14 protein-coding genes are annotated in these 15,067 nt (G+C 56.8%); 3 read left to right on the top strand and 11 right to left on the bottom strand.

All coding sequences use genetic code 11. The annotated features are described in order from the left end of the window. Positions 1-2: 2 nt before the first annotated feature. From GGR27_RS00670 to GGR27_RS20350, 6 genes are all read right to left on the bottom strand, one after another. On the bottom strand, positions 3-1,406 hold the full coding sequence (locus tag GGR27_RS00670; protein ID WP_168035472.1) for an adenylate/guanylate cyclase domain-containing protein: 1,404 nt from the start codon (positions 1,404-1,406) through the stop codon (positions 3-5). Positions 1,407-1,470: 64 nt separating this feature from the next. Further along, on the bottom strand, positions 1,471-1,899 hold the full coding sequence (locus GGR27_RS00665; protein WP_168035471.1) for a hypothetical protein: 429 nt from the start codon (positions 1,897-1,899) through the stop codon (positions 1,471-1,473). A gap of 4 nt (positions 1,900-1,903) precedes the next feature. After that, positions 1,904-2,455 carry an RNA polymerase sigma factor gene (locus GGR27_RS00660; protein ID WP_168035470.1) on the bottom strand — a complete coding sequence of 184 codons (552 nt, stop codon included), beginning with the start codon at positions 2,453-2,455 and terminating at the stop codon, positions 1,904-1,906. Between the two features lie 24 nt (positions 2,456-2,479). After that, complete coding sequence (gene lipB / locus GGR27_RS00655; RefSeq protein WP_168035469.1) at positions 2,480-3,244, bottom strand: lipoyl(octanoyl) transferase LipB; 765 nt, start codon at positions 3,242-3,244, stop codon at positions 2,480-2,482. Positions 3,245-3,384: 140 nt separating this feature from the next. Then, on the bottom strand, positions 3,385-4,368 hold the full coding sequence (locus GGR27_RS00650; protein WP_168035468.1) for an NAD(P)H-quinone oxidoreductase: 984 nt from the start codon (positions 4,366-4,368) through the stop codon (positions 3,385-3,387). Positions 4,369-4,387: 19 nt separating this feature from the next. Further along, on the bottom strand, positions 4,388-6,325 hold the full coding sequence (locus GGR27_RS20350; RefSeq protein ID WP_168035467.1) for a sialate O-acetylesterase: 1,938 nt from the start codon (positions 6,323-6,325) through the stop codon (positions 4,388-4,390). Positions 6,326-6,435: 110 nt separating this feature from the next. Between GGR27_RS20350 and purB the strand changes: the two genes are divergently transcribed. Then, positions 6,436-7,776 carry an adenylosuccinate lyase gene (gene purB / locus GGR27_RS00640; RefSeq protein ID WP_168035466.1) on the top strand — a complete coding sequence of 447 codons (1,341 nt, stop codon included), beginning with the start codon at positions 6,436-6,438 and terminating at the stop codon, positions 7,774-7,776. Positions 7,777-8,415: 639 nt separating this feature from the next. Here the strand turns inward: purB and GGR27_RS20500 are convergent. Continuing rightward, the gene (locus GGR27_RS20500; protein WP_406603634.1) at positions 8,416-8,646 is read right to left on the bottom strand and encodes an IS3 family transposase; all 231 of its coding nucleotides are present in this window, start codon (positions 8,644-8,646) and stop codon (positions 8,416-8,418) included. Positions 8,647-8,942: 296 nt separating this feature from the next. Between GGR27_RS20500 and GGR27_RS19770 the strand changes: the two genes are divergently transcribed. Continuing rightward, positions 8,943-9,398 carry a YqaE/Pmp3 family membrane protein gene (locus GGR27_RS19770; protein ID WP_209037842.1) on the top strand — a complete coding sequence of 152 codons (456 nt, stop codon included), beginning with the start codon at positions 8,943-8,945 and terminating at the stop codon, positions 9,396-9,398. Here GGR27_RS19770 and lpxB read toward each other — a convergent pair. From lpxB to GGR27_RS00615, 4 genes are all read right to left on the bottom strand, one after another. Continuing rightward, positions 9,395-10,522 (bottom strand): lipid-A-disaccharide synthase, encoded by a 1,128-nt coding sequence (lpxB, locus tag GGR27_RS00630; protein WP_168035465.1) that lies wholly within the window; start codon positions 10,520-10,522, stop codon positions 9,395-9,397. The genes GGR27_RS19770 and lpxB overlap by 4 nt on opposite strands. A 93-nt stretch (positions 10,523-10,615) precedes the next feature. Beyond that, the gene (locus GGR27_RS00625) at positions 10,616-11,533 is read right to left on the bottom strand and encodes a DMT family transporter (RefSeq protein WP_168035464.1); all 918 of its coding nucleotides are present in this window, start codon (positions 11,531-11,533) and stop codon (positions 10,616-10,618) included. A gap of 40 nt (positions 11,534-11,573) precedes the next feature. Further along, a complete protein-coding gene (locus GGR27_RS00620) occupies positions 11,574-12,329 on the bottom strand; it encodes a ZIP family metal transporter (protein ID WP_168035463.1) in 756 nt (251 codons plus the stop codon). A 161-nt stretch (positions 12,330-12,490) separates the two neighbouring features. Then, positions 12,491-12,811, bottom strand: coding sequence for an ArsR/SmtB family transcription factor (locus GGR27_RS00615; RefSeq protein ID WP_168035462.1), 321 nt, complete (start codon positions 12,809-12,811; stop codon positions 12,491-12,493). Positions 12,812-12,945: 134 nt separating this feature from the next. Between GGR27_RS00615 and GGR27_RS00610 the strand changes: the two genes are divergently transcribed. Beyond that, complete coding sequence (locus tag GGR27_RS00610; protein ID WP_245184351.1) at positions 12,946-14,967, top strand: maltotransferase domain-containing protein; 2,022 nt, start codon at positions 12,946-12,948, stop codon at positions 14,965-14,967. Positions 14,968-15,067 lie beyond the last annotated feature (100 nt).

Genomic DNA, 15,067 nt, shown 5'->3' with positions numbered 1-15,067 from the left:
CGTTACTCCGGCGGAATTACGAAATACCGTTTCATCATCCCAATATTTTTGGCATCGAAGGTGCCGGCTGGCTCGGTAACGATGGAGCCCGGTAGTAGCGCGCGGGTCGACTCCGAAATGGCTACTTTACCCGCTTTGCCGGCCGTTTCCAGGCGCGACGCCTGGTTGACCGTGTCGCCCCAGATGTCGTAGACAAACTTGTGTAACCCAACGACCCCGGCGACAACGGGCCCGGAGTGAATACCGATGCGGGCGGAGAAGTTTGGATTAGTTTTCAGATACTCCTGGATGGCCAGGGCGGCCTTCACGGCGCGCTCCGCGTGGTCGTCGGACTCGATGGGTAAGCCACCGGCGCACATGTAGGCATCACCAATTGTTTTAATTTTTTCGATGCCGTATTTTTCTACGATGCGATCGAGCGCCTGAAAAGCTTCGTCGAGCATGGCGATGAGCTGCTCCGGGGAGACGGTCTTGGCCAGTGAACTGAATCCTTTAAAGTCGGCAAACATGACCGTGACCGAATCGTAACGCCTGGTATTCGCCTTGCCGTTCAGCTTGAGTTCTTCCGCGATGGGGGCCGGAAGAATATTTAGCAGCAGTTCGTCGGACCGCTGGCGCTCGAGCTCGATGACGTTGTTTTGTTCCTGCAACCGCTCCTCGTGCTTGCGGCTGGCGTGGAACCGCGCGTAGAGTAGGCCCGCCAGTGCGATTAATGCGACAATCAGGAGAATAAAGAAATTCCGCCGCTGTGCTTCTTTCTCGGATCTCATTTCCTGTAAGTACAGTTCTTGCTCCTGCCGGATCAACTGCATGCTGTCTTCCAGCGCGCGAAAGGCGTAGTCGTCCAGCAAGCGGTCCTTTTGTTCCAGGACGACCATTTGTCGTAACTGACTGTCGTTGAGGGACATGATCTCCCGCTCCTGCAGTGATACTATAGCATTTAACGCGCTTTCGTCGATGCTGTCCGAGGACGGTAGGTCGCGGAGCCTGGCCCGCCGGTTCTTGCGCCGCTTGTCCACGCTGGGCAGCTCAGTGTCGGCGGTGCCGGTGAGTACCCGTAAGATGGTGCCTACCGAATCCAGCATCGTGGCGTTCCGCTGCGTACGGAACAACTGAGCGGCCTCCTTCAGGTAAGTAGCACCCTGGGTTTTTTCCTTCAGCCGGGCGGCGGGGTCGGCGGCCAGTGCTTGGCCCAGCAAAAGTAGCGCTTCGGCTTCCACCTTGGGTAGCTGCGCCTGGCGGGAACTGGTGACTAATCCGCGCGCCTGACCGACGGCGGCGCGGTAGTTCCCGTCGTCGATCATGGACTGAATGACGGACACTTGGCGGGAGTATTCGTCCGCTTGGGCGCATATTCCGGGCGAGACGAGCAACAGGGCCACCAGTACGAGGATCGATTTTATCATCATCTCTTAGTACCCTCCCCGGGCGGCAAAGGTTTGCGCAGAGTTTAACAAAGCGTTTCCGCGTTTACGAACGGTACTTTTCGGCGACGGTCAGGTCACGGAATTCAGCGGGGGTGTTGGCGCGGTCCCGATCCCGATAGCTATCGGGATCGGGGGTGCCGGGTTCAGTGGTTTGAAGCCGGGTCCGGAAGGCGTCCACGTCGAAGTTATCCGACGGAGAAAAAGCGCTGTTCAGGTCTTCAACGGACTGCGAACGCTGCGCCAGTGGACTAACGGGGCGGTTCGTCAGCAGTGAAATGCCCACCGTACCGGCGATTAGGAGCAAGAGGGCCGCGATCATCCAGGGTCGCAGACCGATGAAGCGCTGCGTTGCGGTGCGGCCTTTGCGATCCAGCCGGTGCTCCAGTTGGTTCCAGGCGCGGGGCGACGGCGTACGGCGAATCGAATTGGCCCGTTGACGAAATTCGTTATCGAAAGGATCAAATTGTCCCATGGCGTTAATCTTTTAGGTTGGGGCTGTAGCCCAGTTTCGTGAGTTGCTCCCGCATGCGCTTCTTGGCCAGGATGAGCTGGCTTTTGCTCGTGTTGATGCTGATGTCCATCAGGTCGGCGATCTCCCGGTGTTTGTAACCTTCGATCACGTACAGGTTGAAGACGGCGCGGTAGCCGGGTGGCATCCGATCGAGCTGCTCCATGATGTCCGCTTCGGAGAGGCGGGAATTCGCAACGGCCGGCGTGGAAAAATACTGGGGGTTTACGTCAGCGATCTCGGAAGCTTGCTTAAGCGCATGGTTCTTGCGGAGCAGCATCAACGCTTCGTTGACGACGATCCGGCGAACCCACCCTTCAAAACTACCGCTGTCGGTGAACGTAGAAATTTTGTCGAAGACTTTGAAGAAGGCCGTGACCAGCACGTCCTCCGCATCCGCATCCCGCGCGGTGTAGCGGCGCGCGACGCCCATCATTACGGGGCCGTACCGATCGTAAACGGACCGCTGGCAGCGGCGGTCACCAGCTCTACACCCATCGATCAGTTCTCTTTCGCTCATTCCCTTATTGTCTGCGGTTGCCCCTTAGATGCCCGGCGGGTGAGTTTTGGCGTCTACCGTCCAGTCAAACTGAAATACATCCCGAAAATGTCTGCGCACGATGGGCTTGACCTCCGCCACATCCACGGGTCGGCCAACTTCAATGCTGAGACTCGTGACGGAACGCCCATCATCCGCGATGCCGCACGGGACGATGTTTCCGAAGTGGGTCATGTTCGGTCGCACGTTGAAAGCAAAGCCGTGGAGCGTCGTCCACCGCGAAAGGTGCACCCCGATTGCACATATTTTCCGGCGGGGTTGTCGCCGGGCCGCATCGCCGGGTAACCACACACCGGTAAAGCCCTCGTCCCTTTCGGCGCTAATGCCATACTCGGCGCAGGTCCGAATGACGACTTCTTCGAGCGCACGTACGTAGCGGTGTACGTCGGTAAAAAATTCTTCCAGGTCGAAGAGTGGATAAGCCACCAGTTGGCCGGGGCCGTGGTAGGTGATGTCACCGCCGCGGTTGATCTTGTAGAAAGTAAATCCCTGGGCCGCGAGGGCTTCCTCGTCGAGTAAAAGATGATCGGCCGAACCAGATTTCCCGAGCGTATAGACCGGAGGGTGTTCGACGAAGAGAAGTTCGTGCACCTGGGGCAGGACCGCATGCCCGTCCTTAGCCTGCTGACGGTTGCTCCGCTTGCGGGCTACGATGACGGCATGGCGCTCAGTTTGCGTATCCCAGGCTATTTTGTAGTCCAGGACGCCCAGGTCTTCAAAGCGGACTTGTGGGATGGGGTTTAGTGGCATTGGCGTGATAACAGCTCGGGCGTAGATTTTGATTTACGGCACATAGTTCACTCCTGCGAAACACTGCTCCCCAACGAATTTCTATGCACCCGCGACTGCGCCTATTTGTGTTGATTCACCCAATAGCACTGATACTCTCCTTAATCGCCAATGGTGATGACGATTTTACCAACGTTGGCGTTCGACTCCATGTACTCCAGCGCCGAGCGAGCGTCGTCCCAGTCAAAAATGGTATCGACCAGCGCGAATAATTTTCCTTCCCCAAAAAGCGGCCAGGCGTGCGTACGGAGGTCAGCGGTCAGCTTACGCTTGTACTCATCGGAACGATTGCGCAACGTGGACCCGACGATGGTCAGGCGTTTCATGAGAATCGGACTCATGTCGTATTCCTCCGCGTACCTGCCCCCCATTTGGCTCAGCATAATTCCGGTGCCGTCCACGGCAATGGTGTTGATATTCTGTTTTGAGTAGGGCCCTCCGATGAAGTCTACGAGCACGTCCACCCCCTTACCGCCGGTGTGGCTCATGACGATCTCGTCAAATTCCTCGGACTTATAGTCGATGCAGACCTCCGCGCCGAGGTCGTAAAGTTGGGCGTGCTTCGGGGCGCTGGCGGTCACGAATACGCGGGCTCCCTTTTGCTTTGCGTACTGCACCATCGCCGTACCGACGCCACTAGCGCCCGCGTGAATCAGGACGGATTGCCCGGCCGTTAACTGGGCCAGCCAGTCGAAACACTGATATGCGACCGTGAACACCTCCGGCAGGGCGGCGGCTTTCGTGAAAGACATATTTGCCGGTAGCTTCAGGCACATTGCCGCGGGCACGGCCGCCAGTTGGGCGTAACCGCCCCCGTCGACGAGGGCGCACACGGGGTCACCGACCTCCAAATCGCTAACCTCGCTCCCCACCTCGATCACGGTGCCGGAAAGGTCCAGCCCCAGGATAGAACCCGTCCGCTCGTAACCGGGGTAGCGGCCACGGAGTTGCAGCAAGTCCGCCCGGTTCACGGAAGTGGCCACGACGGCCACCAGCACCTCGTCGGCCGCGATTACCGGATCGGGGACCTCCGTTTTGATCAACTTTTCGGGGCCGCCGTGCTCGTTATAGATTAGTGCTTTCATGGATGGGTCGGGGGTGTATTCATCTAATTTCTACGTCGAAGCCGTTCACCGGCAGGCCGTGCTTACTGAAAAGATTCCCGTCGGGATTGTTCGCCCAGTTGTAGCGAACGCGGGTGATGGATTTTCCGGGGGCACCGAAAATCGCTATCTTGTTCCCGTCGACAAGAACTGCCTGAGCAAACTTCCACTCGCCCACCCCGTCCAGCACCGTGAAGCCTTTAACGTACCCGTACCGGTCATCACTAACGACCCGCAATCCTCCGTCCAGGTGATCAAAAGTTAGGTCGACCCGGGCGGGGTCATCCGACTTCGCCTCGGCGGTAACTAGCTGGGGGCTATCCGCCACGACGTCCTTCCCGTAGACATCCCGCAACGCGAATAAGGAAAGGCGCCGCCCGACTTCCCACTTATTCTTTGGGTGGATGTCATCAGCTTCCCCAATATCGGTGATGACGGCCATCCCGGTCAGCGGTTCGGCCAACGCCTGGGTTTGGCTCTCCCGTAGGACGGCCCAACCGGGTTCGTCGGGTGTCGCTACGGCGTCTTTGAAATTGGCCAGTTGCACCCAGTAAAAGGGCAGTGTACCGGGATTACTAAACTGCTCGCGCCACTGACGGATCAGCGCCCGCATTTGTCCGGCGTACTTGACGTTATCGCCCTCACTGGCGTTGCTCTCACCCTGGTACCACAGGACCCCGGCCAGCGGCATGTTCCCCAGCGGCGCGATCATGGAGTTGTACAGGATGGTGGGGATTTGATTTGGTTTATGGTCGACGCTGATGCTACCGATATTGTAGCGATACTCTCCCGCCAGAGATACCCTGCCGGTGGCGGTTTCCAGATACATTTCCGGCGGGGAAGCGCTGAAGCCACCGCCGCCGCCGGTATCCACGACGCGGATGGTGATAATGTCGTCACCAGCCTTCAGTACGCCGGGCTCGATTACGTAGACACGTTTCTCCAGATGACCCTGGGGAATGCTGCCGACCAGTTGGTCATTCACGTAGGTAAAATCACCGTCATCGATCGCCCCCAGATGGACGGTCGCGCCACCCACAGCCTGCTCCGTGGTAAGCGTGAAGGATTTGCGAAAATAAAAGGTGCCGTCGATGGCGGGGTAGCCCGCTGCTTCCCAGAAAGTCGGCAGGTTCATTATGGGCCAGGCGGAGGCGTCGTGATCTGCCTTGAGCCAGCCCATCTCTTCACCTACGTCGTCGGACGGAAGTTCTCGGCCGGGGAAGTTTTTTCGGAAGTTCTCCATCCCCGGGCCCCCGACGGAACTCACGGCCGCGATCAATTCGTCAACCTCGTCCGGGGTTTCCGCACCCAGTGCCGCGGGGCTCATCCACGGCTCGATGCGGCTGCCGCCCCAGCTGGAGTTTAGCAGGCCGATGGGCACGTCAACTTCCTGGCGTAAGTAGTGGGCGTAGTAGGCGCCGACGCCGCTGAATTTCCCGATCGTCCCGGCGTCGCCCGTGCGCCAGCCATCCGTTGTGGTCAGGTGCTCCTTCGGTTCGTTCGCGTGGCTGTGGGGTAGGCTTAATTCTCTGATGAGCGGATCACCGATGGCGCGGGCGCGTTCTCCGGTCAGGTCCGACTGCTCGAGGTGCCAACCCATGTTGGACTGGCCGGAAATTAAATACACGTCCCCAAAGTACACGTCGTCGACGGAGGTACGCTCCCGGCCGCTCGTGACGGACAGGGTATGGGGCCCGCCGGCTTCCTGGGTGGGCAGTTTGAATTCCCAACGGCCATTTACGTCGGCTTTCGTTCGTTGCTTCACGCCACGAAAAGTCAGGCTGACCGTTTTTCCCGGTTTACCCCAGCCCCAGATTGGGTGGGCAACTGCGCGCTGTAAGACTGCGTGGTCGGTAAAGGATTCGAAGAAAGTGAGGCCCTGGGCGCGGACGCCGGTGCAGAGGGTTACCGTTAATAGCAAAATCAGTTGGCAGCGCACGGCAAATTACTTAGGTTACTCTTTTGTTGTTGGCGGAAGTAAAGCTAATCCTTAGCACCGGACGTTAACTACCTTCGTCGGAAGTTTTATCGATCGCCCAACAATCACCCATGTCCGCACTCCGCGCAATCGGCCCCATCGACGGGCGCTACGCTTCCAAAACCAAAGAACTCAGCGAGTACTTCAGTGAATACGCGCTGATCAAGTATCGCGTCCTGGTGGAAGTCCACTACCTGCAAGCTTTGTACCGGTTGGGGCTGCCGCAACTCCAAGCGTTGACGAAAGCACAAGTGAACGGCCTGAGCGACATTGTGACCAAATTTAGCGAAGCCGACGCCGAATCCATCAAGGCCACCGAGCGGGTGACCAACCACGACGTGAAGGCGGTCGAGTATTTCGTGAAAGAAAAACTGACGGAGGCGGGGATGGGCGAAGTCGTAGAGTTCGTCCACTTCGGCCTGACGAGCCAGGACATTAACAATACGGCCATCCCACTTTCCCTGAAGGATGCGCTGGACGAGGTAATGTACCCGGCCCTGGAGAACCTCATTAGCCAGATCGACCACCACGCGATCGACTGGGCCGAGATCCCCATGCTCGCCAAGACGCACGGCCAGCCCGCCTCCCCCACCCTACTCGGTAAAGAGTTCAGCGTCTGGACGCACCGGCTGCGCGAGCAGCTGCGCCAGCTTTTGGAGGTGCCGATCCCCGCAAAATTTGGCGGCGCCACCGGCAACATGAACGCCCACTACGCCACCTTCCCGGATTACGACTGGCACGGCTTCGCGAGTGACTTCGTCAGCAACAACCTCCAGCTCAACCGCTCCTACCCCACCACCCAGATCGATCACTACGATAATCTGGCCGCGCTGTTCCACGCCCTCAACCGGATCAGCACCATCCTGATCGACCTTTGTCGGGACGTCTGGCAGTACATCTCCATGGAGTACTTCCGCCAGCGGACCGTCGCCGGTGAGATTGGCAGCTCGGCGATGCCGCACAAGGTCAACCCCATCGACTTCGAAAATGCGGAGGGTAATCTGGGCATCGCCCGGGCGCTGTTCACGCACCTGGCCGATAAGTTGCCCATCAGCCGCTTGCAGCGTGATTTGACGGACTCGACCGTGCTGCGTAACGTTGGTTTGCCCCTCGCGCACTTGCTGCTGGCCGTTAAGGCAATCGATAAAGGGTTCAGTAAACTGCTGCTAAACGAAGCTAAACTCGCCCAGGACCTGGAGGCGAACTGGATCGTGACCGCCGAGGCCATCCAGAATATTCTGCGCCGGGAGGGTTACCCTAAGCCTTACGAAGCCCTAAAGGAACTTACCCGGGGGCGGACGGAATTTTCGGAAGGTGTTCTACACGCGTTTATCGACGAACTGAACGTATCAGCCGCGATTAAAGAGGAGTTGAAGCAAATCCGACCGGAGACTTACGTGGGCCGGTTTTGAGCAGGGTGCCATTCTGACCTCATGGTTGACAACTTCATAGACTGAAGGATGCCCCGGAGACATCACCTGCGCGTTAGTCCATTAGGGCAAACGCATCAAAATAATTAGCATCACCAAATTATTGATAATTGTGCGGAACGAACGCAGTGAGCTGGCACGTGCGGTAGCTAACCGCCGAAGGTAGCAGCGAAGCTAATCGAATATCGTATATCAAGAATCGTCAATCAAAAACGCAGCTTACGCAGTTTGATGCGTTTGCCCTAGTTAGTCCATCAAATAATTTCGAACCGCATTTCTGTTAGCTAGTAGCAGCAAACAGTGCTGAATCAGATTCGACTAGAGATTGTCCGAAATACAGGTAGCTAGCTACGGCAAAGGATTCATCTCATATTTTGCTATTTTGGTTACAGTCCAGCTATGCGCGGTAACCAAAGGATTGAATAATAGCAAAGGGGGCGATTGCTGAGTGGCCTAAGCCCCCGTTCCATCGAATCTAACGATAACGCCGTATGAGTGAGTTGAATAGCAGCGATGATGATGGCCGCACCGATGGTGGCTATGATGCCGCAAACGAATCCGGCTATTACCAAACCTCTGAGGGGCGCACCGTCGACGCGTGATCTTTTCATACCGATCGCGCTAAAGATGATCCTCGGGGGACCGAGAACGATTCCAAAGACGAAAAGAACATCGACTCCACAGACGTAGCCCACGGTGGCCATTCCACCTCCCTCGCTGGAATCCGCCGTGGATGTGCTCTGCCAAGACCGTCCGGACCGTCTGCCGACCAACCTGAATCCCTTCATCAGCTAACTCCGAAACGAGGCGGCGGGTGCCATATCGGCGCTTATGTAAGAGAAACGCGGTGATGATTTTTTAACTGGTTTCACTTTGTGTAGATGTGACCGAATCGCGTTCGAAACGGTGGCGTCGTACTTTCGGTACTTCTTCTTTGTGTTCGTTCCTTGTTTCATTTGACTGAAAATTACAAAAATTTCCCATCCGGTATTTCAGGACCATCTCAAGAATACGTAAGCTGCAGAGTACGGTCGAACACCACTGAGAAAATAGTAGGTCAGGAGACCGGAAAGGGCTTCCGTTCTCCTATCTTTGGTGGAGAGTACCAATATTCCTCCCAACCAGACTTCACCGCTTAAACAACTATAATGCGCATTTCTACACTGTTTCTGCTCGCTCTGATGCTCCTCCTAGCCACCCCCAATGCCCGTGCGTCCGTAATCGTGAACCCCATCCAGGACACCGAAGAAGCCGCCACCGAAGCTGAAGTACTGGCAACCGCCGCCGCTTACAAAGAATCGCTTAAGACCATGACCGGTAAAGAGCGCCGCAATTTGAAGCGCAGCCAAAAGCGCCAGTTGAAAAAAATCCTTAAGGACCAGAAGGACGGAATTTCTGATTTAAGTGATACGGAGATATTACTGCTCATCTTAGCCGTCTTCATCCCACCCTTAGCCGTTTACCTGCACCAAGGCGAGATCAATACTAAGTTTTGGATCAGCCTCGGACTAACGCTAGTATTTCTCATACCTGGCATCAGTTTTTTCTTGCTATTTCTTCCCGGCATCATCTACGCAATCCTCGTCATTCTCGGTATCGTCTAAACGAGTTTTCCGGTGAAAATCAGGCGGGCCGCTCTCTTTGCGGCGCCTCCACTCCCTAATTTGGCGCGTAAGGCGACCAAGTCGGCTAACTGCCGGTCCCGTTCGGGGCCGGCAGTTATTTTTTGGAGCTGGGTGGCCAGCTTTTCGACCGTGAAGTCATTCTGCACCAACTCGGGGACGGTCGGCGCTTCCGTGATCAGGTTCACGAGGCTGATGTATTTGATGTGCTTGCCGACCAGGCGCTTAGCGATGGCGTAATTGATGGCGTTGCCTTTGTAACACACGACCTGCGGGACGCCAAAAAGGGCGGTTTCCAACGTAGCCGTGCCAGAAGTCACCAGCGCAGCGTCCGCGCGGCCGAGGATGTCGTACGTCGCTCCTTTCTCAATCGTTAGCCGTGGAGGAACGTCGACTCCATTCGTGAAATCTTGGTAGAAACTTAGTTCCTGGCCGGGCGCGGCCGCGATTACGTACCGGTGTTGTGGGTGTCGCGCGGCGGCGGCGAGCATGATTGGCAGACCAGTGGTAATTTCCTGGGTGCGGGAGCCAGGTAGGAGCGCCACCACCAAGCCATCCTTGCCTCTTGTTTCATTTCCCCGCACCCGCGACCGCGCCCCTTGCTCCGCAACGGTGTCCAACAGTGGGTGCCCAACGAAAGTAGCTTTGACCCCGCGCTCACCGTACCACGCCTCCTCAAACGGAAGAATGACCAGCATCCGATCGACGGTGGCCTTAATGGTTTTGACCCGGTAAGAACGCCAGGCCCAAACCTGGGGAGAGATGTAATAGCTGATGTCGAAACCAGCTGGTTTGGCCCATTTGGCGATGCGCAGATTGAAGCCGGAATAGTCGATGAGTATGAGGCGGTCGGGCTGGAAGGCGGCGATGTCCCGGCGGCAAAATTTCTCGTTACCCAGAATCGTCCGCAAATTTTTAACGACCTCCACCAGCCCCATGAACGCCAACTCGCGGTAGTGTTTGGCGAGTGTGGCCCCCGCCGCCTCCAGCAAATCCCCGCCCCACGCCCGAAATTCCGCATCGGGGTCGAGCTGCTTTATGGCCAGCACCAGGTTCGACCCGTGCAGGTCGCCCGAAGGCTCACCGGCGATCAAATAGTATTTCACAACAGGTCGTTTAGTTACCGCTCGCGTGCCTCAGAAAAACGTGGTTGGCGCGTCCGCGGGGATGCAAAGTAAATGGTCAAGGAGCAAAATCGGTCAGGTACGCACCGCGGTTTTGGACCGCCCGATAATCACCACCCCGACAATGACGAGCAACGCCCCCAAGCCCTGCACCAGGTTGAGCGATTCATCCAGCACAAAATACTCCAGCACGATCGTCGCCACCGGCCCGATGGCGCCCAGGATTGCTGCGTCGTTCGCTCCGATCCTCCGCACACCTTCCGTTACGAGGTAACTGGGGATAACGGTACAAAAAATAGCCAACGTCACTCCGTAGGCGTACAACTGCCACGGGAATCCAAATAGCGTGTTACCCGACAGGTAAACGTGGAACAGCACCGCAACGCTCGCACCGATCAGCGCCAGACTTGTGAAGCGCACCGTCCCCAGCCGTGGTGCCAGCCGGCCGGAGCCAATGACGTAAAAACTGTACAGAAAAGCACTCAAAAACACCAGCCCCGCCCCCAACGTGAATTGGTTCCCGACGCTAAAATCCGACGAGCTGAACGCCAGCGCGATGCCGCAGTAGCACAGTCCGGTCGCCAGCCACTGGACGGGTTTAATGGCCGTCTTAAAAATGATGCGTTGCAAAATAAGCACCAGCGTCGGATAAACGAAAAGGATAATCCGCTCCATACCCGCGCTGAGGTACTGGAGACCCAGGAAGTCCGTATAACTCGCCAGGTAGTAGCCGAAGACACCGAGCAGAAGGATGATCGTGGCGTCCGCACGGGAAAGCGGGCCGTTCGTTGCGGAGCGTTCCCGACGAAAAAAACCGATGAGGAGGAACAACGGCAGCGCAAAGGCCATGCGAAGCCCGAGCAAACTGATGCTAGTGATGTCGTACTGGTAAGCCAGCTTGATTACAATGGCCTTAAAACTGAACAGAATGGCACCCAGCAACATGAGCAGCACTCCGGTGCGGCGATTTCTATCTTCGGCTAAGTCAGGCAATACGGGGTGGTTCTTTAAATCCAGCTTCGGCGGGCGGGGATCAGTGGGCGGTGAAATAGGCTACGAGGACGCCGGCGAGCACCACGGTCATTTTGGGGACGGAAATGCCGTGCGACCGGCCACCATCCGCCTCGAAGATAATTGTCGTGGATATGTGTAAAAAGCCACCAATGACGAGAGCCAAGATACGGTTCGTCCACACCGGGTCCATACTTAAGAAAGCCCCGACCCACGCACCAAGCGGCGAGAGGCAGGCAAAACCTAACAAGCAGAGCCAGGTAAAGACCGGCGTAAAACCCGACGCCCGCAGCAGTAGGGCGAGTGCGAACGCCGCGGGTATTTTGTGTAGGACGATGCCCCAGAGCAAATGCCCCCCACCGGCGTGCGCGTGCGCGTGGCCGGCCACGTCGCTGACGGCACCCAGTGGTAGTCCTTCCATGAAGGCATGTAACCCGAGCCCGAACATGATGGATAGTGCGTAACCCGACCCGGCGTCGTGGTGCGCGTGCACGTGACCGTGCTCTACACCCTGGCTAAAGGACTCCAGGACGAGCTGTAGGATAAAGCCACCGATGACCCACGCGCCGGTGTGCGAGGCGGAGTCACGAAAGACCGTCGGCATCAACTCCATCGCCGCGATACCCAGCAGGTAGGCCCCGCTGAAGGATAACAGGAGGGGCAAACCCTTAGTCTTGACTACTTCACCGGCGCGGACGCTGCGCGTGGACAACCACTGGGCGATCCCGCCGCCCGCCAGGACGCTGATGAATAAAAACAGGTATTGCCAAATGGCCATGGGGGTGACTTTGCGGAAAGGCAAAGTTAGCGCAACGGTGTTGCGCATTTTACTAACCGGCTACTTGAATGGTGGAAAATTGGATTAACCGTATGCATACCCTGCAGGCTACGTTGCGTTCCGAGTCGTGGCGCTGCGCACGGGACGGCGGGTAACCTCGCCTACATGTTGCACTGACAATTCTCCAGGCATTCGATGATGAGGCTGACGTCCCTTTCCTTAAGTGAGTACATCATCGAGCGGCCGTCGCGTTTCACGCTCAGGATACCCTTCAACTTCATGTTTTGGAGGTGATGGCTCACCAAGCTTTGCTCGTACCCCAGTGCTTCACAGATGTCGGTAACGTTCAACCGTGGGTGTTGCTCCAACAAATGCACGATGCCGAGCCGGAGTGGGTGGGCAACGGTCTTGAGGATGTACGCAATGCGCTCCAGCTTTTCGGCTTCCTGGGGGTTAATGGCGGCGGGCTTGATGGAGGGCATGATCAGTCAGTTTAGAGTGGACGGCGTGGCGTACGTCGGCACCGTAAGGTGGGTCAATATACAACCTTCATGGCCTCATGGTTGATGAGCGGGGGGGGCACGGTTTGTCGCATTTCGACTTTACCGCATCAGTAATGCCCCGCACCGAGAAATTTACGAACCCGAACATTCAGCATACGCAGTCCTTTAATAATTTTGCCGCACACAAACTCAGCCTAACTATGCAGAACCGTTCCATCATCGACCACGTAAAACCGGAGATCAACGCCGGCAGATTCATGATAAAACGGGTGGTCGGGGAACTGGTCGACGTGTCGGCAACAATTTTTGGCGACGGCCACGATTACCTCCGCGCCGTCGTCCAGTTCAAGCACGCGGCGGAGAAAGACTGGACGGAAGTTGAAATGAACGAACTCCCGAATGACTTTTGGGAAGCTACGTTCGCCGTGCCCAAGCAGGGTATCTACGGTTACCGCATCGTGAGCTGGGTGGATCACTTACTGACCTGGTACCGCGGCTTTAAGAAAAAACAGGCCGACGGTCAGGCGATGGGTATCGAACTCACGATTGGCGGCAATTTTCTGACCGTGCTCAAAAAGCAGTCTCCGAAAAAAGACCACAAAAAGCTGAGTGAAGCAATCAAAGCACTGGGGCAGTCCGATACGGAAGCGGCCGTGGCGTACGTACTCGGGCCGGAGTTTGGTAAACTCATCAACGACTACCCGCTGCGTCAGTACGAAACCACCTACGATCGCGACCTGCGCGTCAAGGTCGGTCGTTTGCGGGAGCGTTTCAGCAGTTGGTACGAACTCTTCCCCCGTTCCACCTCACCGGACGTAAACCGGGCGGGCACCTTTAAAGACGTCGAGCAACTTCTTCCCCGCATACACGAACTGGGCTTCAACGTGCTCTACATGCCGCCCGTCCACCCGGTCGGCCGCAAAAACCGCAAGGGCCGCAACAACGCGACCACCGCGCTCGAGAACGAGCCGGGCAGCCCCTGGGCCATTGGTGCCGCAGAGGGAGGGCACAAAGCTATCCTCCCGGAACTGGGAGATATTGCTGACTACAAAAAACTGATTAAGTCCGCCAAGTCTGAATACGACATCGACGTCGCCCTCGACCTCGCCTTCCAGTGCGCGCCCGACCACCCCTACATCGAGGCCCACCCCGATTGGTTTATCTGGCGGCCGGACGGCACGATCATGTACGCGGAAAACCCGCCGAAGAAGTACCAGGACATCGTACCGATCAACTTCGAAACCGAAGACCACGCCGCGCTGTGGAAAGAGCTCCTGAGCGTGGTCATCTACTGGTGCGAAGCCGGCGTCAATATTTTTCGCGTCGACAATCCGCACACGAAGCCCTACCGTTTTTGGGAATTCATTATCGAAGAGACGCACAAGACTTACCCGGACGCCATCTTTCTGGCGGAAGCCTTTACCCGCCCGGCCATCATGTCCGAGCTCGCCAAGCGAGGCTTTCAGCAGAGCTACACTTATTTTACCTGGCGGAACTCCGCCCAGGAAATGAAGGCCTACGTGATCGAGTTGACGACCACTGAGTTGGCCGACTACATGCAAGCTAACTTCTGGCCGAACACGCCGGATATTCTTGCCTACGAGATGATGGGTGCCGACGCGAACCAATTTGCTAAAAGGCTACTGCTCGCCGCTACCCTATCGAGCTCTTACGGGCTCTACGGCCCCAGCTACGAACTGATGGAAAACCGGGGCAACACCAATGGCAAGGAAGAATACTACGACTCCGAGAAGTATACCATACGGCACTACGACTGGAGTTACCGCAACCGCATCACCGATATCTACGAGCGGATTAACCGCGCGCGTAATAACCACGCGGCCCTCCAGCAAACGCGCAACGTTCGCTTTACGGACGTCAGTAATGAGAACTTACTGAGTTACGTGAAGTGGGACCAGAATAAGACGAGCTTTATTTGGACGATCGTCAACTTTGATGAGCACAACACGCAAGCCGGCTACGTCGGTGTGCCCGTTGATTTACTCGGTGAACAAGGTTTCCGGGTCCGCGACCTGCTGACGGGTGCCACGTACTGGTGGAACAGCAACGCCAATTACGTAGAGCTGAATCCACACCAGATGCCGGCCCACGTTTTCGAAATCACTCCGGCGTAGTTCATTTAAGCAATTTGGACAAAGGGTTGTGGTTTGTGGGTGCTTTTCACGCAATAGTCATCCAGAATACCCACCCGAATTCTTCCCAGCGAATTTTCGC

Source organism: Neolewinella antarctica, from assembly GCF_011927835.1.
Classification (GTDB): domain Bacteria; phylum Bacteroidota; class Bacteroidia; order Chitinophagales; family Saprospiraceae; genus Neolewinella; species Neolewinella antarctica.
The sequence above is the reverse complement of the archived record's forward strand: the minus strand, read 5'-3'. Positions and strand labels throughout refer to the sequence as shown.